This is a genomic window from Meridianimarinicoccus aquatilis, assembly GCF_004358675.1.
Classification (GTDB): Bacteria; Pseudomonadota; Alphaproteobacteria; order Rhodobacterales; family Rhodobacteraceae; genus Meridianimarinicoccus; species Meridianimarinicoccus aquatilis.
Window position 1 is genome coordinate 23,130 of record NZ_SMZO01000016.1, and the last position, 22,523, is coordinate 45,652.

Below are 22,523 nucleotides of genomic sequence, written 5' to 3' on the forward strand. Positions count from 1 at the left end.
CCGCCCAGAGGGCATCTATCAGCTCTAAAAAAGTGGCTGTATGAGTTACTTTTTTCAGCAGCATAATAAGGAGTATGTCGTGCGACAGTATTGGGGTAAGGGTTTGGATGATCGATCGCTTTTTCCAATACACAGTCGCTGCTTGACGGGCCGGTTCGACCTAAACTTCAGACAAATGTTTTTTCCCTTCCATCTAGAAATTTCGCGCAACATGTCGAGACGGTCACAATGTACGAATATGAATTCACCTTTGCGCACGGGCCCGATGCATGGAAAACTTGGATGGCGCCATCGGTTCAACGCGAACCTGGCGCCGCTATCCCGGAATACACCCGGCTGAACGCTCCGGGCGATCTCGACCCTAATCACATCGATGGTATAGGTCCAATCTGGCTGGTCTCGCATCTTTCGCTCTCCGATTACGGGGCGCCGGGACGACTTGACCTGAACGAGTCGCAGATCGACGTGACCATCAGGACCAGCGATTTCGAGGCGAATGGCGCCCGGCTCGCCTTTTGGATTATTAGATATCTGCCGCAAGAAGATCTTGTGGAGAATTACTACGTCGGTCTCCAGTCGACGAACTGGGCCCACACGGGCGGGGATTTCGTCGATCAAGTTGGCGAAGAATGGACAACGGTCACAGTCGACATAACAGCTCAGCCGGACGCGTGGACATATGCCGGGAGTTACGCGTCGGCTCAGGGGGATTGGGCTGACCGCTATGTTCCATACGATCTGAACGATACACTGTCCAATCTCGATACGACCCTGCACCTGGTGCTGATCGGCGATACGCCGGATCAGGCGCCGTCCGGGTTCATCGACATTGCGGATATCACAATTAGGACCGGCACGGAGGCTGTTCCGATCAACCGGGCCGAATACATGCAAGTGGCGCAGACCGACGAGGACGTGAGCGCGACAGGGCAGCTTACCGTTCCCGCCGGGATCGATCCGGCCAATGCGATTTTCCAACTGGTTGGTGGGTCCGCGACGCATGGCAGCGCTACGATCGATGCGGCCACTGGGAGTTTCAGCTTCGTGCCGGAGCAGGATTTCTGGGGGCCGGAGCGGGCCTCCGCGAAGGCGACGTTTAGCTACCGGGTCACCGATGGCGTTACGACGAGCGACATACAGTCAGTGCTGGTCAAGATCGCGCCGATCAACGACGCTCCAATGATCTATGCGGGCAACGAGGATGTCACTATCAAGGGCGGCGCGCCGTTCTCCCATCGGCTGAGGCTTGGATCCGATCCGGACCGTTCGGAGCGCCTGTCTTTCCAACTGGTCGAAGGGTCGGCTCAGAACGGAATAGTCGAACTGGACCCGGCCAGCGGCGCCTACGTGTTCACGCCCGATGCCGGGTTCTTGGGCACGGGGCGGTTCAGCTACGTTTTCACCGACGGGCAAATCGAAACCGCCCCCAAGACTGTATCGCTGACGAGCACACCAGACGGGTCGCCTCCCGTGCTTCCGGATTTCGAACAGATGGCGCAGGAGCACCTGATACCCGGAGACATCGACGGCTTCGTGTACTGGACAATGCTGCTGGCCGAAGCCGGAGATGTGAACGCTGCATATCACTACGGCACTTGGCTTGCCGCCGGGCAGTTTGTTAACCGCGACACGTCTTATGCAGCGGTTATGCTGCGGCTTGCGCATGGCACCGTTCCGGATGCGACCCTGCAACTGGCCAGCCTCTACACGGCGGGGGACGGCGTGGCACGCGACTATGCCATGGCGCGCAGTCTTCTGGAAAGCCTCGGCCTTGGGACGTTGGATGACCTTGGCTTCGGCGCGCCGGTCAATGCCATCTCCGCAGTCAACCACTACATCGAAGCGGCCAAGGCCGGGAACCCGGATGCGATGTACACGCTGGGCAGGCGGTATCTTGATGCTTCTGGCGCCGACTATCAGCCCGATGACGCATATTTCTGGCTGGGGACGGGCTTGCGTCTGGGCGGGGGGCCGCCGATCGCGCAATTCGACGATCTGTTGCGGTTCAACATGGAACAGGTCAAGCCCGACCTGTCGGCGGCGCGCATCGCGGAGCTAGACGCCGCCATTGCTGTGTGGTCGCCCGGCGGGCCCACCCCTGTGAACGATGCGCCCCAAGCCTCTGATGCGGCCGAAACATTTACCGGCATCGCGGGGCAAACCATCGCCGGGCGGGTGCACGCGGGGTATGATCCAGACGGAGACGACATTGGCTTTGTGCTGGATTTGGGATCAGTCTTGGGCGGCAGCGTGACGCTGAATGCCGAAACTGGCGTGTTCGCGTTCGCGCCCACCGCTGGATTTTCGGGCACCGCGTCCTTCGCCTACATGGTGACGGATCAGCAGGACACGAGCGCGCCGAAAACTGTCACGCTGTCTATCGCACCGGGCACGGATGCCGTCGACGATGTCGCAGCACTTGCGGAACGAAGCGAAGTGTCGGTAGAGGCAACCGCCGGGCTGTTGGCCAACGACCTGTTCACGCCGGGTGCCATAACCCATGTGCAGGGGGCCATAGCGGTTTTTGGTACGCCGATTGCTGGGGCCCACGGTACACTGACCCTCGGTCGCGACGGATCGTACTTGTATGTTGCGGATGCCGGACACCTGACACAGGGCCAAAGCGCGACAGACGTGTTCTTCTACACGGTTCAGGACATGGGCGGCACCACAGACACCGCCACACTGACGATCACGATCAACGGCAAAGGCGGGGTCGAGACGGCCGGGTCCGGCACGCTTGTCGGGTCCGGATATAGCGATCACCTGATTGGCGGCACAGATCGGGACGTGATCACCGGACTGGACGGAGACGACCGGATCGACGGCGGCGCGGGAGCGGCGAACGAACTGTATGGCCAGCGCGGGAACGACACCTACTACGTTCGCGCGCCCGGAGACACGATCATTGAACTGGCGGATGAGGGCACCGACGCAGTCGTTGTCTGGCATTCCGCAATGTTGCTGCCCGCACATGTAGTGAACCTGTTCTATCTTGGGGGAGCGACGTTCTCTGGCACCGGGAACGCGCTAGCCAACTATATTCAGGGCGGCGGGCTTGCCGATACGCTGTCGGGACTGAACGGAAACGACATCCTGATCGGGCTGGGCGGTGATGACGTGCTGATCGGCGGCAGGGGCAACAACAGGCTGGATGGGGGCGCGGGCCAGGACACGGCAAACTATGAGACGGCGGCGGTCGGCGTGTTCGCGCAATTGAACGGTTCAGGACTGGTAAGCCGAGGGACCGAGGGCAGCGATCAGTTGATCAGCATCGAGAACCTCACAGGGTCGCAGCACGGCGATACACTGATCGGCAGCAACGGAAACAACGTGCTTGATGGATTGGGTGGAAGCGACGCGCTGATCGGACTTGGTGGTGATGACCGGCTGATCGCCCATGCGACGGACGCCAAGACCCTTCAAGGTGGTACAGGCGACGATACCTATGTCATCCATCACCGGCTCGACACTATCACAGAATTTGCAGAGAATGGTACCGATACCGTTGAGGCGCATGGCGATGTTTATAGGCTGGGTGCCAACCTTGAAAACCTCGTCAAGGTGTCTGTCGGTAGCTTCGTCGGACTCGGCAATGCGCTGGAAAACGTTTTGACGGGCAACATCGCAGCCGATCTACTCATTGGCTACGACGGCGATGACACTTTGATCGGCGGGTCAGGGGACCCGAATACTCTGATTGGCGGGCTGGGGGACGATACCTATCGGATCTCGTCGGTCGGCGACACGGTTATCGAGTTGGATTTGGAAGGGGTCGATACCGTCGAGACCACGCTTTACAGTTATACTCTGCTCAAACATTTCGAAAACCTGATCTTCGTCGGTGCCGGCGACTTTTCCGGAACCGGCAATGCAGGTGCCAACACCATCGTCGGCGGGGCAGGCAACGATATCCTGCGCGGCCTTGGCGGAGCCGACACGTTCGTCTTTTACGGTAGTTTTGGGACTGATACGGTGATTGATTTTGATGTGAACGAACCCGGCGAGAAGATTGACCTCTCCGGCCTTGTCAACATCGAAGACTTTTCCACCCTAGTGGCACATCATCTTGTAACAGATTCGGAGGGTCATGCCGTCATTCACTCTGCCCAAGGATCAATCCACCTTGTCGGAGTGACGATAGAACTTCTCCAAAGTACGCATTTCGAATTCGCCTAATCCGGTATGTCGCGAAGACGCCCTAGCGTAGGTTTGCGGTCGTTGCATTTGGTGGATTTAATTCAGCATGAATAGGTCTGCCTAAGAAGACCACTTGGACGGACCCGGAAAATATGCCATGATCGAAGCGGTAAATCAAATAATCCCAACTGGCGGGAGTCAAATCATGAAAAAGATCATTTCAGTAGCTGTAGTCACACTCATGGTGTCGGCGGGCATGGGCTTCGCTCAAGCCGCATCAGACCCAAGCGGCGCAGCTGTAATAGACCCTGCAACGTCAGGTGGTGGGCTGTCCGGCGCCGGCGCCGGAGTCGGGGGTGGCGTTGGCGTAGGCGTCGCAGTCGGCGCTCCGCTTGCAACGATGGCAATTGGAATTGCTGCGGTCGAATCAAGCCAAGGCAGCGACTCTCAGCCTACATCGACAACGACGACTAACTAATCAGAATCAGAAACTCCGTCACCGCTTCGGGCGGTGGCGAAATTTCTCAGCGTAAGCGCCGGATAGTTAGATAACTATTGTCTGGACCGTGCCATTGTATCGATGTCACTACTTTGCCTTGCTTGGATAATTCGAAAACATTTCGAAATTCTTGGTAGGGCGACCCGCAATATTCCACGAAAGTGCCTTTGTCTCCCGCTTCCAGGTTACATTGGACTGGGTAGCTGATCGTCTGGTTTTCACCGTCAAGATAGCGGACGACACGCTTGTATTGTCCAGATTGACGTGCAGCCAGCAGGTCAGGCAAAGAGCCTGCATCTCCAGACATCAGATCAGCCCCAAAACCGCGTGTTGCAACCATAACCGGACCATCAAAGCTGATGCTGGCCTGGCTCGAAGACCCGTAAGTCGCAATATCCCCACTTCTTGCCGCAAGCACGAAGAAGTCCGCCAAATCTAGGCCCGGCTGTTCAACCATAACCAAGGGTCTGGTTGTATTCGCCAGAGCGACGGGAATATTGGCGCGCTCTGCTTCAATGAGTGAGCCTTCCACTTTCGAAGGAGTGAACGCTTCGCGCACGAAGTCTAACGTTGCGCGCCGTTCTTTCATTCCGTCGACGTTGCCGCAACACGCGAGCAGTACAGGAGCGAGCCAGAACATCCTCATCGCCAAAACCTGCCAAATCCGCGATCAATTTCCGCTTTGTGATACGATTGCAGCGCCGGGTAAAGACGATCTGGAACGATTAGGCGCGCACCGCCGTTTCGCTGGATCGGCTGCAAATCAAGTGTCAGTTCGGACTGGCGCGCAGTGCCAAGAATCCAGCTTGTTGGAATGACAACGCGTATGCCTTTGTCAAAGCTTCCTTCACCAAAGTCTTCGGCAGACGCATCAGTGAACGTCGCGAACGCTCCCACTCGCCACCCGTTTGAAAATGTCCGGTCGACCGTGAATGTTGCGCCCACATCTCCCGCAAGATATCGTCCGGCGTCAATCTGGCCGTAATAACCGTTGTCAAATTCGTAATATGCCGACACATGGCCGGTTGCCACGTCGTAATCTTGCAACCCGAATTGGCGGTCAAAATCACGCTGTTGAACATAGTTCAGCTCAACACCTAGCCCAAGCCTGCTGTCGACGGGTTTCCAAAGTACCTCGCCCGAAACCCCGGCATACATGCTTTCCAAATACCCAAGGCTCACCCGGCTGAACACATTTGTCGTTGGCCTGCCAAAGCTGGCAAAGTACAAATTCTCCATCCCCGGATCACCGTCGGTCAGGTATCTCGGATAGTTTGTGCGCACGGGATACAAGTCGCCAGAATTATCGATCGGTGTTTTTGCAAGATTGCCAAAGGCACGCTTCACCACAGCGCCGGAAATCTTGGTATTATAGGTCGGGCGAACGATGGCCCGTGCGCGCACACCAACATCGATCCGAATAGGTCTGTCAGGGTCGAAAAAGCCTGTCTCTACATATGGCTCGATACCCCAGCCAAATGACGGATATGCTCCGTCAACGATAGGGCGGGGAGCGGAGGCAGCATCGGTGACAGCAACGCGCTTTTGCATCGCTTCAGCTTCGCGGAATTCGAACGCTTCCAAATCAGATCGGCGGACCGTGATTTTCGAAAGCGCGAGGCCGTTCTGAACAGGAATAAGGTCAAATACCTCGACCGAGGCCGGCAGAGTATTGGCCATACTACGCGCCGCGCGCCCAAACGCTTGAGGCGACGCATTAAACCGCGGATTCGAAAACCTGAGCGTGGCCCGCTGAGCGGAAAGCTCCAACCCTCGCAGTGTTAGCCCATCTCGCGCAAGCGCTTGGCTCAACGCGGTTTCGACGCCGGGTTGGGGATAGATGGCCCAGTCTGTGTTTGTGACTGCTTCTGGCGCGCGGCCAAAAATGGGGATCGGTGCCTCTTCCCGTCCGCCGGTTACCGTAGCAACCTTGGGATTGATCAAAAAGGTCAGCTGAGCGCCGACCTCGCTGCCATGCAGAGCATAAAGGGACATTTGGGTGGAAGGCCCCAAACGATAGTCTAAACCGAAGTTCCATGGCGTCTTGCGATCAAGCTCTCCGGCGCTTTGGGCATCAGAATAATTATCTGAAGAATACTCAGCTTCGAAGCGGAGGTTTGGACTAAGATTGACACCAAACCCGCCAAAGAACGCATAGTCACCTCTGAACCACTGATCCACGCTGGGAACGCCGCCTTCGTCAACGGTTTCATTCGTCCGTGTTCCAGTGCTTCCGATGCTGTTATAGCTGCCAAGCCTGCCCCAACCGATGCCCGCAGTTACATCCATGTTGCGCGTAAGCTGCTTTGTGGCGACAATATATTCACTGCTAAGCAGACCGGTGCCCGCAAGATCACGCAGACCGATTGACATCGCAGGGCGCACAGACGTTTCATCCAGAAACCGAAACCCGATATCGAAGCTTCTGTCGAAAATCAGTTTGGATGAGTCGCCGGGGGTGGCTGTATAGACGTTCTCATCAAATCCCGCGTACCGGAATGTGCCGAAAAACCTGTCCGAGATTTGGAACGTAAGAGCCGTTCGAAAATCGCCTTTGTAGCCGCTGAGGGTCGTGGCCAACTCAGCATCCGGCGCGCTTTGCGCCGTTGGCATATCGATCAGGCCGATGGTTCCATACATTGAATAACTGAGCTGAGGGTCAGTTTGTGCCGAGACCTGTTGCGCAACCAGCAGACACGGGAAAATAGCTGTGCGCACGATGCTAATCGTCATGTTGAAGCGTCACCAGATCTAGCACGAAATGAAATCCACGTTGCCCGGTTCGATCCGGGCAGCCGTCAGTCGCCCCGAGAACCAGGCGCCGGTATCTATGGAAATGCGGCCAGCTTCGACAACGGGCGCATCAACAATCGTATGACCGTGAACAACCCACTGCCCATCCGAACGGGCCGCTTTGGAAAACTGAGGGTGACCCCAGATCAGGTGCTTTTGTTCTTGCGCCGCCATCGGCATGGATGGATCCACGGCTGCATGTACAAAATGAACGTTCCCATTTTGCACATGGAGTGGCCGGCTCCTTAGCCATTCTTCCAAACCTTCGCTGAACGCTTCTCTCAATCGGTTTGCCGCGCGCGTTGCTTCATCTGGGCTGGGTTGTTCGGTAATACCACCCACACCAAAGCTGGCGAGTGTTTGCAGCCCGCCATTTCGCAACCAACGACCGGCGGACTGCTCCGGCGTATCGAGAAAGTCGAACATCATTTGTTCATGGTTCCCGAGAAGACATGTTATCGTTTCGGGATTGTCTTGCGCCACTTGGAACAGCGCCTCTAGAACTGCTTTGCTCTCTTCGCCGCGATCTACGTAGTCGCCAAGAAAAATGATCGGGCGGCCAGGGTCCGTGGCGCGATCTTCCTCGATGCGGCTCAGCAAACGCCGCAGCAGATCAATCCGGCCGTGGATATCACCGACGGCATAGACGGAATAGTCAGGATCAAGCGGGGCTTCAAACCTTGTACGACTTTGACCCTCTGATGATCGTGCAGCGCGACGCTTGAAAAAGTTCAACGGCATATCAGTCTTTCGTTTGGCCACCGGCCGGACATTTAGTTTTGATAGTAGCCGCCATAATTTCCGCCGTAACCGCCATACTGACCGTAGCCATATCGTTTGAGCCCTTTCGGGTCCACCTGCGAGAGGACTACCCCAGTGACCTTGATGCCCACGGATGCAAACATTTCAAGCCCGGCCCGAACCTGATGTTTATGGGTCGAATCCCATCGCACAGAGAATACAACTGCGTCGACGTGGCGTGCTGCAACCCGAGAGTCGGGCACCACGAGAACGGGTGGCGTATCCAATACGATGATGTCGTACTTGGCCCGCATCTCAACCAGCATTTCGGCAAAGCGATCCGACGAGTAGAGATCCGCTGCGTTGGCGTTCGGATTTTCACTTGGTAAGATGTCGATCCCGAGTGTCGGTTCATGAGAAACTGCCTGCTCCAACGGCACTTCCCCAGTGAGAACACCGACCAGCCCGACTTCGGCAGGAATGTCAAAGTAGGTTGAAAATACTCGGCGGCGCATGTCGCCTTCTATCAACAGAACCTTTTTCCCAAGCGCGGCAAGATTCTGCGCCAAGAGAATTGACAAGGTCGTCTTGCCCTCGCTTGGGATTGACGACGTCGACAAAATCACTTGCGGCGGTGCGTCGATATTGGACAGCATCAACGAGGTGCGCAAGTTGCGTATCGCTTCGGCTGCGCTCGAGGTGGGCTTGTCTATGATATACCGCAACAGTTGCGCCCGCTTGCGAACCGGAATTCGTGGAACGGTTCCTAACACCCGTGCGCCGGTACGATCTCCCAGTTCTTCTGCGCTCCGATACGTATTCTGGATTGCTTCACGCCCAAGCACCAATGCCGTCCCTGCAAGTAAACCGAAGATAGCATAAATGCCGAGCACCATTTTTGTGCGCGGAGAGGACGCTGAAACCGGCACCACCGATGATGACAGAACCCGACTATCTGCCTGCTGGATACCGCGTTGAACTTCGGTTTCCTTAAGCCTGTTAAGGAAGTAGGCGTATATCGTTCCGGTCGCCTCGGCTTCGCGGCGAAGTTGCTGAAGCTGCACTAGATCGTCAGATTGTGCCTCAATACGGCTGTTCAGACTCTGATAGGAGGCTTGCAAAGCGGCCAATTGAACGGCGGCGCGATCACGGTCCTGTTCAACGCGGCGTTCGATTTGATCGAACCGGGCCATGAATAGGTCGTCTACATTGGGAAGATCGGTCGCCACGATGCGGTTCAAGGCAGGGTCTTCTGCAATCTGCGCCATCAGCGTCATGTCGCCACTGTCCCGCGCCGTGGTGAGGCTAATCAACTTACCCTCGGCGTTGCCCCGCAAATTCTGCGCCTCGTCGATCCGGGTCCGCAGATCTTTGACCTGGCGGTTCAGTGCTTCTAAGGCTTCCGGGCTGATCAGATCGGTTGACGCATTGAAATTCTTGACGGCCTGTTCTGCTTGCTCAAGCTCCATCCGCAATTCACTGACGCGATTTGACAGCCATTCAACCGCAGCATCGGTGGCGGCAAATTTCACGGCGAGTTGGTCCCGGATATAAACCTCGGCCAAAGTGTTCGCCATCAATGCCGATTTCTCGGGAGATTGGGTCACCATCGTTATCGTGAAAACATAGCTTTGGCGCAAATTCGACACAGACAAGGCTGCGAGAACACGATCAACGACGTCATCGCGAATTCGTTGCGCGCTTTGTTCTTCTGCTTCGTCCGACCCGCCGGTCAAAAGCCCGATAAGTGAACCAATCGAGAAACGGCTCGGTTCCCGTAATGTGCCGTTGAACTCTGGATCATTCAGCAGACCAAGTTCATCGACCAGCTGTTCCGCAAGCCCTCTGGAACGGATGACTTCCACTTCGGTGTTTACGGTTGCCTGGTCACCGGACAGACCCGACATGACATTTTTAAGGTCAACGACCTGCTCTTCGCGGTTGTCCAAAACAACAGTCGCACTTGCCGTGTAAAGCGGGACGGCCATGCCTTTCAGGTAGGCGAACCCCAAGCAAATCGAAACAAGCGTCAGCAGCGTAATGATCCACTTGCCGTTCCAGACCGTCTGCAACAGGGCAAACAGGTCGAGTTCTTCTTCTATATCCTGTGGTGCCTTTGGTGATTGCTGGCCGTCTTCTGTAGAGCGCGATAGGCGGCTTGGCAGAGGCTCGATAGGTCTAGTCTGGTTCAAGTCGTTTTCCCGAATGGCATCGCATGCAATTGCGACGTGCTGCTCTCACTTCCCGGTCTGCCTTCAACCGGATCAAACTTCTTATTACGATAGCATTGATTCTAAAGCTTATGCCACATGGGAACGCTGGGCCAAAATGCTTCCTGTTCTGTCGACAACTTCGCTGTTTGGATCATAGAGTGTCGGGGCATCTCTCATCGCTCGGCGTAATGCCTCAAGGTCATTCATCTCACAGGCAGCCGCCATCACTTCGATATGCAAAGAAAGGTCTTCCGGGGAAAGACTGTCTTCGCGCAAGGTCAGTATTCTCGGATGCTTTGTTGCTTGTGCCGTCGCGCCAATGAACAACTCTTCATACAGCTTCTCTCCCGGCCGCAATTCTGTAAATTCAATGGCGATCTCGCCTTGTTTTGCGTCGCGCCCCGTAACGGGGGTCTTCCCGGATAGTCTGATCATCCTGGCTGCAAGGTCAGCAATACGGACGGGTGCGCCCATATCGAGCAAAAACACGTCTCCCCCTTTGGCCAAGCCGCCGGTTTGTATGACCAGTTGTGCCGCTTCAGGAATGGTCATGAAATACCGCGTGATTTCGGGGTGTGTTACGGTTACCGGGCCGCCAGTTTCAATCTGCTTTGAAAACAAAGGGATGACAGAACCGGAAGACCCAAGAACGTTCCCGAAACGGACCATCGAAAACAGTGTTCCTGCGCCCGTCCGCGCATGTGCCTGACAGATGAGTTCGGCCATCCGCTTGGACGCGCCCATCAAGTTTGTGGGCCTGACGGCTTTGTCCGTGGAAATAAGGATAAACGACTTCACCCCGGCGTGGACAGACGCATCCGCAAGCGCCTTGGTCCCGAAGATGTTGTTGCGTACGCCTTCGATCATGTTCTGTTCGACCATCGGAACATGTTTGTAGGCCGCGGCGTGATACACCGTGTCGACTGCAAATTTCCCGAGCAGCCATTTCAGGCGCTCGCCGTCCCGGACGGACCCGACAACCGGGATCAAATCCACGCCAGAAGTTTCTGCCTTTTTTCGCAATTCTTGTTCGATCAGATACAGCGCAAATTCGCTATGTTCAAAAAGCAGCAGGCGGGCAGGGCCGTTGTCGATGATCTGACGGCACAGTTCACTGCCGATGGACCCGCCTGCGCCGGAAACGAAGACGGTGCGACCCTTGATGTTTGCATTCATCAATTCGCGGTGGGGCGGAACCGGGTCGCGCCCGAGGATATCTTCAATGGATACTGCCCTGATATCATCTACATCTGCCGTCCCAGAAATGAGATCAAGCATACTTGGGATGGTCTGGACGGTCACCGGAAGCGGTTCGAGGAACTCCATCAATTCGGCCCGCTGCGCCCGCGTGATTCTTGGCATGGCAAGCAGCACCGTTTCGGCGCCGAGTGCAGAGACCAAATCGATAATGTCGTTCTTGCCATAAACCGATAGCCCGCCAATCACGGCTCTGCGCAAAAGCGGATTGTCGTCTATAAACCCGACCGGTTGGTATTGGCTGCTGTGGTGCAGAGAATGGAAAAGCTGTCTACCCGACTCCCCGGCACCATAAATCAGAACTTTGGTACGTGTGCTGCTATCAACAACGCGGTAGATCGTTCGCATTGAAAAACGAACAGCACCAACCGCCAAAAACGCTACCATTGCATAGATAAAAGGGACGGACCGCGGAAGCCAAAGTCCAAGCATCTGCGCTGCCACGAGCATAATTAGCACCGGGCAAAATACTCCGATGGCGATCACGCGAAATGCACGCGCGCTAATATATCTGACAACTGCGCGGTAAAGCCCAAGCCGAATGAATAGTGCTAGCGTAATCGGTAGTGTCACAATGAAAGCGAGCCATGGTTCGACACTCAAAGCCAACGACAAGCTATCGAGTCTCAAAAACATGGAAACTAAAAAACAACCGCACAAAATGATGACATCTGCGGCAATTTGTATCGCGCGTTTTTTCGCGCGCGGCAGACCCAGCAGCCAGTGCAAGGTGGTCGCCCTGAAATTTCGAATCTTTGCCAACACAGTAATGCCAAACCTTACAAAGATCACAAACTTACCAGCGCATGTGAGTTCAGTCCAGCACGCATCTAAAGAATGCTTGGTACTTGCACGGGATCACGTCATTCAAGCTGACCAAGATGACAAATATATGAATTCATGGATCAATTCGTGCCTGAAAAGATTCGGCCACGTGCAAAGCCTTCGTTCCGGGGACATTTCTTACCATTTTAAAATCACATGCTTTATGGGTCATGGTCGAACCTTGTAGTTTAAAGCGAACAAGAGCACTGAAATTGTCGAAAAGGCGCATTTGTTAATGACCTTTTCGGCGGCTTGAGTTCCCACAACCTTCGAATCCAATCAATGGTTATCGGGAAAAAGAGCACGACGGCTACGCGATACGCGTTATCTGTGCGGCGGAGCGAAACAAACACACCTTCGCCGGGGGCGGGGCACAGTGGGCTTTGATCCCAGACAAATCATTGGGCGAGGCAGGTGACAAGATCGACGGGCTCCGAAAGTACGGCGCCCGTACGCCTCTGTGTGCTTTATCCCGAAACGCGGCTTTTAATCGGCGTGCAGGATTGCAAGATCAAACCAAAGGATGAAGCAGAGCATGCTACGACCAAGGCCGCATTTTGCTGGGTCAAGCGAACATGCTAAGCTTAATTTCAACGCAAAGTAGAGGTGCCCATGGAAAACCAAGCTTGTATATCGCCTGTTTCCAAAGTGCGAACAGCCATGATCATCGACGATCATCCTTTGTTTTGCGATGCTTTGTCGATCGTTCTTAAGATGGTGGCGGGCGTCGATACCGTGGAAACAGCCGAGACTTTGTCGCAAGCGTTGGATCATCTCGCAAACCGTGTCACGCCGGACATTGTGCTGCTCGATTTGAATTTGCCCGATGTGAATGGCCTTGATGGGTTGCTTCGGCTTCGCGCGCGGGCGCCACGGCTTCCCATTGTGGTTGTGTCGTCCATGTCGGACAACCGAATGATCAGCGCGACACTTCAGGCCGGGGCCTCTGGGTTCGTGCCAAAGCACAGTCAGCGCGATGTATTTCAGCAAGCGTTCCGCGCAATTGAGCTTGGTAAAACCTACACACCCGAAGGCTATATTGAGCCGGGAATGTCTGGCGGGGAGCCTGATGACGCCGTTTCGCGCCTGTCATCGCTAACAAATCAACAATCACGCATCCTCAGGTTGATCTGCGATGGGAAGTTGAACAAGCAGATTGCTTTTGACCTTTCGATCGCTGAAACAACTGTGAAAGCTCATGTAACTGCGATCATGCGGAAACTGGGCGTTCAAAGTCGGACCCAGGCGGTGCTGATTGCGCAACAAGCAAAATACGCGCATCTTCTGCCCGACGCTTAAGGGGCACGCCGGGGGAGGCGTGAGCGGAGGAAGCAAATGGTTGTCAGCCCAAAAAGGCCGACGCCGGACGTAGAATGTGCGACTACTGAAATCGTCCGTCGTGCGTCTGTTAGGTCAAATCACCAGGGCGCTGTTTCGTACTTGGCAAAAACGCTTGGCGGTGATCTTGGGCAGGTAATGCTGTTCATAGACCCTGAAGCTGACTTTGACCGGATCATCAGCGAAGCCGACGAAGCCTTTGCTCCGGCTAGCGTTATCGCATGCACGACCGCTGGTGAGATCGGCGTCGAGGGATATACCGATGGGGAAATTGTCGCCATTGGTTTCCCGGCGCAGCATTTCATGGTGTCGACGTTACTCATAACGGATCTGGACAAGCTTCGGTCCCATGATGTGATTGGCGAGGTGATCAGAACTCGCATGGCGCTGGATGCGCGCACGCCTCACTTTCCCCACGCGTTTGCGTTTGTGATGGTGGATGGGCTGTCGCGGTGCGAGGATCAATTGATGTCTTGTCTGGCGTCAGGGCTGTCCACGCTTCCGGTCTTTGGTGGGTCCGCCGGCGATGGGGTTCGGTTCGAAAACACCCGGATTTCCATTGACGGCAGCTGCTATCGCAATGCGGCAATCGTCAGTTTTGTACGTACAGATTGCCCCGTGCGCGTTTTCAGTCTGAACCATCTGGATCCGGGGACGGAACGCATGGTGGTCACAAAGGCGAACCCGTCGCACCGCATGGTACAAGAAATCAACGCCCGACCAGCGGCGCGCGAATACGCCCGTATTCTCGGCAAGAACCCAGACTTCCTTAGCCAGTTCACCTTTGCCGCGCATCCGTTGGTCGTTCGGGTGGGGGGGCAGCACCATGTGCGAGCAATCCAGCGCGTGACAGAGGATGGTGCCCTTGTTTTCTTTTCCGCCATTGACGAAGGGATTGTTCTGACCCTCGCCAAGGTTGGCGATATCGCTGCGCATCTTGACGCCGCGATGGAGGATATTTCCGGGGATGGTGAGGTTGACATGATCCTTGCTTGCGACTGCTTATTGCGCAGGATCGAAGCGACTCAAAAACAGGCGGCGCGGGATATGTCAGGCACCTTGGTCAAGAACCGGGTCATGGGGTTCAACACCTATGGCGAGCAGGTTGGCGCAAAACACGTGAACCAGACCATGACCGGCGTCGCGATTTATGCGCCGATATCGGCGTTTGCCCCGGTCAATAGGCAGGACTGACCCCGTGTCCTGGCATTTGGTCGATCCGAACGAACCGCTTGAAGAACAGCATGCAAGATTGCTTGTGATCACCGATGCGCTGATGCGCAGGGTGGAACAAGAAATGGACGATGTAGGCGAAGCATACGCCCAGTTTGAACGCGCGGTCATACTGGAAGACCAAGTAAAACAGCGCACGGCCGAGCTTGAACACGCGCTGAGCCTTCTTAATCAGTCCAACGCTCAACTGGCAGAGGCAAGCCGGGAAGCCGACGCCGCGCGCTCTGATCTTTCAAGCGCGATTGAAGCGGTGCGCGAAGGCTTCGCGATGTTCAATTCCGACGATGTCATGGTTATGTGCAACAGCCGCTTCGGGCAGCAAATTCGCGATGTGCAGCCAAACTTGAAGCCCGGCTTGCACTTCAACGAGTATGTTTTGCTGGTCAGTCAGTCGCAGTTTCTAGAGCTTCCGCACGGTATGACGCGCTCGGGATGGGTATCGCGGCGAATGCAGCGACACGCAGACACGCATGTCATGTTCAACGTTGAGCTAAAGGATGACCACTGGCTGCAGGTCAGCGAACACCGCACACCGGGTGGTGGGACTGTGATGCTTCAGACTGACATCACCGATGTGATCCGGATCGGGCGCGAGGAACGCGACAAACTGCTGGACGAACAGGCGCGCATGATCCGCGCCACACTGGAACATCTGGCGCAGGGTGTCGCGATTTTTGACCGTGGTGGTCGTTTGGTGGGATGGAACAAGCGATTTGTTGAACTGCTGGGTTTGTCGCCGGTGTACATGCATATCGGAGTGCGGTTTGATCGGCTTGCCGCCGATTTCCGTGAACGGTTCTCAATTTCGCACGAAGGGTTCCTTGACGCTTTGGAACGTTGGCGCGGCGATGTGATCCGCGAGACGCCCCTGTCGTTTGAACTGGTGGGACCCAGCCGCCAGACATTGCATGCGTTCACACGGCAGATGCCCGATGGTGGGTTCGTTATCTCGCTCACCGATGTCACAGCAGAGCGCGAAGCAACGCGCGCCCTGTCCATTGCCAATGAGACGCTCGAAGCGCGGGTTGTGGAACGGACGCTAGAACTGGAAGACGCGCTTGACGCGGCAGAGCGGGCGAATGCGTCAAAGTCCCGTTTCGTCGCTGCGGCCAGTCATGACCTTTTGCAACCGTTGTCGGCGGCAAAGCTCTATCTCGCATCGGCATCTGATGGTGATGCCAACCCACTGTTGGCAAAGGCTGGGCGCGCGCTTGAAAGTGTTGAGCTGATCATCGATGCGTTGCTGGATATCTCAAAGTTGGACAGCGGGTCAGCTCAGTTCGATTTCCGCGTCGTTGCTTTGAACGAGGTGCTGTTGCCGCTTCGTGATCAGTTCAGCCCTCTGGCCGCTGAAAAGGGGCTCGACCTGCGCGTGGTGCCCAGCGACTTGGCCGTTCGGACCGACCCGTCTTATTTGCGGCGCATCCTGCAAAACCTGATGGGCAACGCCCTGAGATATACCAAGACGGGCAAGGTTCTGGTTGGTGTGCGCCGGATGCGCGACGCTGTGCGCCTGGAAGTTTGGGACACTGGCATCGGAATTGCCGAAGAAGATCAGGAGCTTATATTTCAAGAATTCAAGCGGCTTGATACGTCTGTCAGTGCGAATGAAGGCCTTGGCCTTGGTCTGGCCATCGTGGAACGCGCCTGTGCAAGGCTGGGTCATCCGCTGGGGCTGTGGAGTGAGGAAGGCAAGGGAAGCGGCTTTTTCGTAAACCTGCCGATAGCGGATGATGCGACCGGCGCGGCGCAAACGCTGTTGCCCAAAGTATCCGCCGGGTGGCGGTTGAAAAACCGAGGCATGATTGTGCTGTTGGTTGAAGATGACAACGAGTTGCGGCGCGCGATCACGGTTCTTTTGGGCAAGTGGGATGTCAGTGTTCTTGACGCAGCCAACGCGGAAGAGGCGATCGGCCTATTGGACGAGATCGAGATTTCCCCCGATGCGGTGCTGGTCGATTTTCAACTTGGCGGCGGTATGGATGGTGTTGCGCTGGCTTTGGCGTTGTTCGATCGTCATGGCGGAATGCCCACGTGTATTCTGTCGGCCAATCGCTCACCTGAGTTGCGCTTGCGCTGCGCCGAATCTGGGCTGCAATTGATTTCCAAACCCATTGATGCAGGCAAACTGGAACGGTTTTTGCTGGGCGCATTGCCGGACGCCGAGGCAGAGCGCCAAGCGACAGGGCGCGCAATCGACTGAACCTGTCGCGCGGGGGCCTGTGCGACCAAGGTCGCCCTGTGGTCGCGCGATGGCCGACAGCGGGCGGGGATGGTGCAAGAGTTTGCCATAATTCGGCGCTGCGGCACGCGGGAAGTAATTGTTTCAACGTATATTTCAGGCCAACAGTTCTGGCGGACCGGTCTTACGCCTTAGCTTAGGCGCTGCGATGCAGCACCCCCACGATGGTCGAATGGCGAGAGTGCCCTTTGTGGGCGATGCTACGGCAAATCAAATCCGGAGGAGACCGAGATGACTTCCCAGCCGCGCCTGATCGCTCACTTACTGCCCGCCTTGTCCGCTGCCGCGTTTGCGGCTGCGTTGTCCGCTGGGGTTGCTCATGCCCACGGCGATGTCGCCCCTCAGCCGGTGGACACGGCCGCCTTGCCTGACGTTGGCGAAGAATGGCTGACCGAAAATCCTTACCGGGCCGAAGCCGTTGGCGAAGATATCTGGCGGAAAGCCGTGGATATCGGAGCGTCAGGTTACATCCAGAATTGTGCGCGCTGCCACGGATTGGAAGTCATCTCGGGCGGCTTGGCCCCGGATCTGCGCTATCTTGAAGCCTCGGAATATGACGATGAATGGTATGTCGAGCGTTTTCGCGTCGGCTACACACAAGGGGGCATAACCAAGATGCCCGCCTTTGACGAAGTGCTGGGCCAAAAAGCTGGTTGGGCGATCCGCACCTACATCGAGACCCGCCCAGATGACTTGGCTGTGGCAGAGGTTTCAGACGAGTTGAAAGCCATGCGCGACGATCTGCTGGATGCCGAAGGCGATGACGAGGCTGCGATGGTCGATCGGCTGATGGATATCGCGTCGCAGATCGAAACCCTGTCCGGTGCGCCGATCGCCGACAGTATTGCCCTGCGCGCGGCACTTGTGCTGCAGGAGGATCCGACTGCCCATAAGCAGGCTGCTGAAATCCTGACTGTTGGTCTGTCCGCAGCTCAGTAAGCGGCCGGTCCGGGCGGCTGGCTCAGCGCCAGTCGCTCGGTGACAATCCATAGGTCTTGATCCGCGAATAGAGCGTGGTGGGCCGAATGCCCAAAAGCGCCGCCGCGCCGTTCGGTCCCGCTACTCGCCCGCCGGTTTCGCGCAGGCAAGTGATCAGGTTCAGCACTTTCATCTGTTCGATCTCTGCTTCGGTCAGCACGCTGCCGGTTCCACGCGGCTCTGGGTTTGGCCCGGTACGCAATTCGACAATCAGCTTGCCTTCGGTGGAGACAATCGCGCCGCGTTCAATCACGTTGGCCAATTCGCGCACATTTCCGGGCCAGGGATATCGTGTCAGAGTGCGCATCGTTCCTTCCGTGATGATCGGTGTGCGGCGGTTGAGCCGTTTGCAGGCGAGTCGCAGCAAATGCGCAGCCAGAAGCGGGATGTCATCCGTTCGTTCGCGCAATGGCGTGAAGTGGATCGGAAAGACATTTAGGTAGAAATACAGATCTTCGCGGAACCGCCCGGCAGCCACTTCGCGTTCAAGGTTCCGGCTGCTAGAGGCAATAACCCTCAGGTCGATCTGCCGGGCACGGGTGTCGCCAAGGCGGCGCACTTCACCCGACTGCAACGCGCTCAGTAACTGCCCCTGACTTTCCATGGTCAACTCGGTCACATCATCCAGATGAAGTGTCCCGCCATGGGCCAGTTCCAGTTTGCCCGGGGCATCGCGCAAAGCACCGGGAAAAGCCCCGCGCATGTGCCCGAAGAGTTCGCTGTCCAAGGTGTCGGGCGAGACGGATCCACATTTGAAGTGAATCAACGGCCGCCGTCGCCGGTCGCTGTCCTTATGAATGGCGGATGCGACCAACGCCTTGCCGGTGCCTGCCTCGCCAGTGATCAGAACATTGGCAGCAGTGCGTGACACCATTTCGATCTTGGCCAGCACCTGTAGCGTGGCAGGGGATGTGCCGATAATGTCGTGATGTGCCCGTTCCGAAATGATCGCTTCCTGCAGATAGGCGTTTTCCTGTTCCAGCCTGTCGCGCAGGGCCGCGACCTCGTCCATGGCCTCGCGCAGAAGCCGCTCGTTTTTCTTGCGCTCGGTGATGTCGCGAAAGATGACAACCGCGCCGGCCAGCACCTTTTGATCATAGATGGGGGTGGATACATATTCGACCCGAATGGGCCGCCCGTCTTTGCGCCAGAAGACCTCGTCTTCGATCCGATTGACCTGTTCAAAGCGGAACGATTGATAAATCGGGCAGTCGTGCGACGGGTAGTGGTCGCCGTTCAAATGGTGATGATGGATCTGGGAATGAATATCGTGGCCAAGCAGGTCTTCGGCGGTCCAGCCCAGCATTTCCTGAGCGGCGCGGTTGACGAATGTGGTTTTGCCATCTGCATTCACGCCATAGATGCCTTCGCCGGCCGCATTGAGGATCAACTGATTTTGCCGCTCCAGTTCGGAAAAGAACGCCTGCGCCCGGTGCCATTCGAACAGGCCGGCACGCTGAATTTCGGCCGCTTCGGCGATGCGGGCGCGCAGCTCCAGTTCCTTGAGATCTATAAATGTCAGCAGCAGATGCGGCGTGTCGCGACGGGGCAAGAGTTTGCCGCGCAGCTCCAGCGTCAACGGGCTGCCATCACTGGCACAGAGCGCGACCTTTCGTGACCAAGCCGACCCGCGATGAGCGACCTCGTCGGCAAAAACGACCATCTGCGCCGGGCCATCAGGCAAGTGCCGAGAAAAAAGCCCACCCTGCGCCGCATCGAGTTGAAGGAGGGCAATGGCCTGTTCATTCGCGGCAAGGATCGTGTCGCTGGCCGGATCAAGGATGAGCGTCGGAGTGAGCGATAACAGCGCACGGGAATCGTTTTCAGGGCGATGTGTGTTCATGAGGGTAGGGCGCCATGCCGCTGCAGCAAAAGCAATACGAAAAATCGTAAGTTATGAAATTTCGTAAATTCTGTTGGCGGAATAAAGAGGCTTAATGAAGTATAAACATGCACTTATAAGCTTACGCCCAAACGTAGTTTTTCGCTTCATGCAACGCGGCTGCTGTTCAAGACTGAGATAAAGATCAGCAGTTGGGGTTAAGCGATGACAATCAAGAGTTTGGGAAATCCGTTCTCGGCGAAGAGTGACCTGCGGCACGGTGCAGATTGCGGATGCCACTCGTGCAAGCAGACCGACGCGACTGCTCACACGCAGATGAGCAGCGAAGACATGCTGGACCGGGCCATTGAAAGTGCCGTTGTCCGGTCCGTCTTTGGGCAAAGCGACATCGGCCGCCGATCGTTCATGGGGATGCTGGGGGGCGGCACGGTCGCTGCGGCGCTGGCGTCCGTCTTTCCAATGGACAAGGTGAAGGCTGCAATCCTTGACGATCTCGGACCGCCCGAGAAAACGGACCTATCCATCGGCTTCGTTCCCATTACCTGTGCCACGCCGATCATCATGGCGCAGCCCATGGGCTTCTACGAACGCTACGGGCTGAACGCGCAGGTCATCAAAACGGCGGGTTGGGCCGTGGCGCGCGACAAATCGCTTTCCGGCGAATATGACGCCAGCCACATGCTGACCCCGATGCCCTTGGCAATGACGCTTGGCGCTGGGTCGGTTGCCGAACCCTACATCATGCCAGCAGTCGAGAACATCAATGGCCAGGCCATCGTTCTGAGCAACGAGCACTTGGACAAGCGTGATCCGAAGCAGTGGAAAGGCTTCACATTCGGCGTTCCGTTCGAATATTCCATGCACAACTTCTTGCTGCGCTACTATGTGGCAGAGTTTGGGTTGGACCCGGATGTTGATATCCAGATCCGCGTTGTGCCGCCGCCCGAAATGGTGGCCAACCTGCGCGCCGGGAACCTTGATGGGTATCTTTCACCTGATCCGTTCAACCAACGGGCTGTCTGGGAAGGGATCGGGTTCATCCACATTCTGACCAAAGAGATCTGGGAAGGGCACCCGTGCTGCGCCTTTGCTGCGCCGCTATCGTTCGCGACTGAGTTGCCCAACACGTACGGGGCGCTTCTCAAGTCGATCATTGATGCAACCCAGTTCGCCTCAAACCCGGACAACCGAAAAGAGATTTCGGCAGCGATCGCGCCAACAAACTACCTCAACCAGCCAGTGCCTGTAATCGAGCAGGTTCTGACGGGCACATATGCTGACGGTCTGGGTGAAGTGAAACAGGTCCCCGACCGGATCGATTTTGACCCGTTCCCATGGCATTCCATGGGTGTATGGATCCTGACCCAGATGAAGCGCTGGGGCTATATCGAAGACCATGTTGACTACAAGGCTGTGGCCGAGCAAGTCTATCTTGCGGCAGACGCCAAGAAGGTCATGGAAGATCTGGGGTACACCGCGCCTGATGTGACCTACAAATCGCATACGATCATGGGCAAGACCTTTGATCCGGCGAAGCCCGAAGAATACGTGGCCAGCTTCCCAATCGGAAAAGGCTGACCATGGGCAGCTTCAGCCTCAACCAACGAGCGGCGATCTGGTCGCTCGTGATCCTTGTGGTCAGCTTGTTTGTCTGGGAGATGTCGATTCCCGCCCAGCAAGCGGCAGGTGAGTTGACCGAATACGAACGATTGACCGGGGGTGGCCGGCCCAAGGCGGGCGTACCGCCGCCCAGTCAGGTTCTGGTCAAGGCGTGGGAGCAGTTGTCGAACCCGTTCTATGACGCCGGGCCAAATGACAAAGGCATCGGCATTCAAATCGGCTATTCGATCTATCGGGTGCTGACCGGCTATTCCCTGGCGGCTTTGGTTGCCATTCCGCTGGGCTTCCTGATCGGGATGTCGCCGGTGGCCTACAAGGCGCTCAACCCGTTTATTCAGGTGCTGCGCCCGATTTCGCCGCTCGCGTGGATGCCGCTTGCCCTGTTCATCATCCAAGACAGCGAAGCTTCGGCGATCTTCGTCATCTTCATATGCTCGATTTGGCCCATGCTCATCAATACAGCCTTTGGCGTGGCGGGCGTTCGTGCCGACTGGGTCAATGTTGCGCGCACCCATGAACTTGGCCCCTTGCGGACAGCATTCACTGTCATCCTGCCTGCCGCTGCGCCAACGATCGTCACCGGGATGCGGATATCTATTGGTATCGCGTGGCTGGTGATCGTGGCGGCCGAGATGCTCGTTGGTGGGACCGGCATCGGGTATTACGTCTGGAACGAATGGAACAACCTTGACCTGACTTCTGTGATCTTCTCGATCCTGATGATCGGGGTGGTGGGTATGGCCCTCGACGCAGCATTCGGTGTGCTTCAACGCGCCGTCGCTTATGTGGAATAGGAGCATT

The 22,523-nt window shown here is 56.5% G+C and carries 14 protein-coding genes; 8 read left to right on the forward strand and 6 right to left on the reverse strand.

Going from position 1 to position 22,523, the window contains the following annotated elements:
* The first annotated feature begins 282 nt into the window (after nt 1-282).
* Together E2L05_RS20745 and E2L05_RS08885 are read left to right on the forward strand one after the other, a co-directional pair.
* Nucleotides 283-4,179: an Ig-like domain-containing protein gene (locus E2L05_RS20745; protein ID WP_165971719.1), complete on the forward strand. Its 3,897-nt coding sequence runs from the start codon at nt 283-285 to the stop codon at nt 4,177-4,179.
* Between the two features lie 166 nt (nt 4,180-4,345).
* Nucleotides 4,346-4,618, forward strand: a complete 273-nt coding sequence (locus E2L05_RS08885; RefSeq protein WP_133342560.1) for a hypothetical protein — start codon at nt 4,346-4,348, stop codon at nt 4,616-4,618.
* A gap of 46 nt (nt 4,619-4,664) precedes the next feature.
* Here the strand turns inward: E2L05_RS08885 and E2L05_RS08890 are convergent, their stop codons facing one another.
* From E2L05_RS08890 to E2L05_RS08910, 5 genes are all read right to left on the reverse strand, one after another.
* Complete coding sequence (locus E2L05_RS08890) at nt 4,665-5,279, reverse strand: YjbF family lipoprotein (RefSeq protein ID WP_165971720.1); 615 nt, start codon at nt 5,277-5,279, stop codon at nt 4,665-4,667.
* 2 nt (nt 5,280-5,281) lie between these two features.
* The gene (locus E2L05_RS08895; protein ID WP_133342562.1) at nt 5,282-7,372 is read right to left on the reverse strand and encodes a YjbH domain-containing protein; all 2,091 of its coding nucleotides are present in this window, start codon (nt 7,370-7,372) and stop codon (nt 5,282-5,284) included.
* A gap of 18 nt (nt 7,373-7,390) precedes the next feature.
* Complete coding sequence (locus E2L05_RS08900) at nt 7,391-8,173, reverse strand: metallophosphoesterase family protein (RefSeq protein WP_133342563.1); 783 nt, start codon at nt 8,171-8,173, stop codon at nt 7,391-7,393.
* A 32-nt stretch (nt 8,174-8,205) separates the two neighbouring features.
* On the reverse strand, nt 8,206-10,365 hold the full coding sequence (locus E2L05_RS08905) for a GumC family protein (RefSeq protein ID WP_243721918.1): 2,160 nt from the start codon (nt 10,363-10,365) through the stop codon (nt 8,206-8,208).
* 108 nt (nt 10,366-10,473) lie between these two features.
* Nucleotides 10,474-12,408 (reverse strand): polysaccharide biosynthesis protein, encoded by a 1,935-nt coding sequence (locus E2L05_RS08910; RefSeq protein WP_243721923.1) that lies wholly within the window; start codon nt 12,406-12,408, stop codon nt 10,474-10,476.
* Nucleotides 12,409-13,128: 720 nt separating this feature from the next.
* Between E2L05_RS08910 and E2L05_RS08915 the strand changes: the two genes are divergently transcribed.
* The 4 genes from E2L05_RS08915 to pedF all read left to right on the forward strand — a co-directional run bounded on the left by E2L05_RS08915 (nt 13,129) and on the right by pedF (nt 18,220).
* On the forward strand, nt 13,129-13,767 hold the full coding sequence (locus E2L05_RS08915) for a response regulator (protein ID WP_394346543.1): 639 nt from the start codon (nt 13,129-13,131) through the stop codon (nt 13,765-13,767).
* 141 nt (nt 13,768-13,908) lie between these two features.
* Nucleotides 13,909-15,000, forward strand: coding sequence for an FIST N-terminal domain-containing protein (locus E2L05_RS08920; RefSeq protein WP_243721919.1), 1,092 nt, complete (start codon nt 13,909-13,911; stop codon nt 14,998-15,000).
* Between the two features lie 4 nt (nt 15,001-15,004).
* Entirely contained in the window at nt 15,005-17,242 is a 2,238-nt protein-coding gene (locus E2L05_RS08925) for a hybrid sensor histidine kinase/response regulator (RefSeq protein ID WP_133342566.1), read from the forward strand.
* A gap of 270 nt (nt 17,243-17,512) precedes the next feature.
* Nucleotides 17,513-18,220, forward strand: a complete 708-nt coding sequence (gene pedF / locus E2L05_RS08930) for a cytochrome c-550 PedF (protein WP_133342567.1) — start codon at nt 17,513-17,515, stop codon at nt 18,218-18,220.
* Between the two features lie 22 nt (nt 18,221-18,242).
* On the opposite strand, the gene E2L05_RS08935 is transcribed toward pedF, so the two are convergent.
* Entirely contained in the window at nt 18,243-20,102 is a 1,860-nt protein-coding gene (locus tag E2L05_RS08935) for a sigma-54 interaction domain-containing protein (protein ID WP_133342568.1), read from the reverse strand.
* 204 nt (nt 20,103-20,306) lie between these two features.
* On the opposite strand from E2L05_RS08935, the gene E2L05_RS08940 reads away from it, so the two are divergent.
* Nucleotides 20,307-21,680, forward strand: coding sequence for a CmpA/NrtA family ABC transporter substrate-binding protein (locus E2L05_RS08940; protein WP_133342569.1), 1,374 nt, complete (start codon nt 20,307-20,309; stop codon nt 21,678-21,680).
* Between the two features lie 2 nt (nt 21,681-21,682).
* Nucleotides 21,683-22,516: a nitrate ABC transporter permease gene (gene ntrB / locus E2L05_RS08945; protein WP_133342570.1), complete on the forward strand. Its 834-nt coding sequence runs from the start codon at nt 21,683-21,685 to the stop codon at nt 22,514-22,516.
* Nucleotides 22,517-22,523: the final 7 nt, after the last annotated feature.

Bases quoted from the DNA above. Each gene is read 5' to 3' on its own strand.
- ntrB (WP_133342570.1), top strand. From the start codon at position 21,683: ATGGGCAGCTTCAGCCTCAACCAACGAGCGGCGATCTGGTCGCTCGTG.
- E2L05_RS08935 (WP_133342568.1), bottom strand. From the start codon at position 20,102: ATGAACACACATCGCCCTGAAAACGATTCCCGTGCGCTGTTATCGCTC.
- pedF (WP_133342567.1), top strand. From the start codon at position 17,513: ATGACTTCCCAGCCGCGCCTGATCGCTCACTTACTGCCCGCCTTGTCC.
- E2L05_RS08890 (WP_165971720.1), bottom strand. From the start codon at position 5,279: ATGTTCTGGCTCGCTCCTGTACTGCTCGCGTGTTGCGGCAACGTCGAC.
- E2L05_RS08940 (WP_133342569.1), top strand. From the start codon at position 20,307: ATGACAATCAAGAGTTTGGGAAATCCGTTCTCGGCGAAGAGTGACCTG.
- E2L05_RS08900 (WP_133342563.1), bottom strand. From the start codon at position 8,173: ATGCCGTTGAACTTTTTCAAGCGTCGCGCTGCACGATCATCAGAGGGT.
- E2L05_RS20745 (WP_165971719.1), top strand. From the start codon at position 283: ATGGCGCCATCGGTTCAACGCGAACCTGGCGCCGCTATCCCGGAATAC.
- E2L05_RS08895 (WP_133342562.1), bottom strand. From the start codon at position 7,372: ATGACGATTAGCATCGTGCGCACAGCTATTTTCCCGTGTCTGCTGGTT.
- E2L05_RS08885 (WP_133342560.1), top strand. From the start codon at position 4,346: ATGAAAAAGATCATTTCAGTAGCTGTAGTCACACTCATGGTGTCGGCG.
- E2L05_RS08915 (WP_394346543.1), top strand. From the start codon at position 13,129: ATGATCATCGACGATCATCCTTTGTTTTGCGATGCTTTGTCGATCGTT.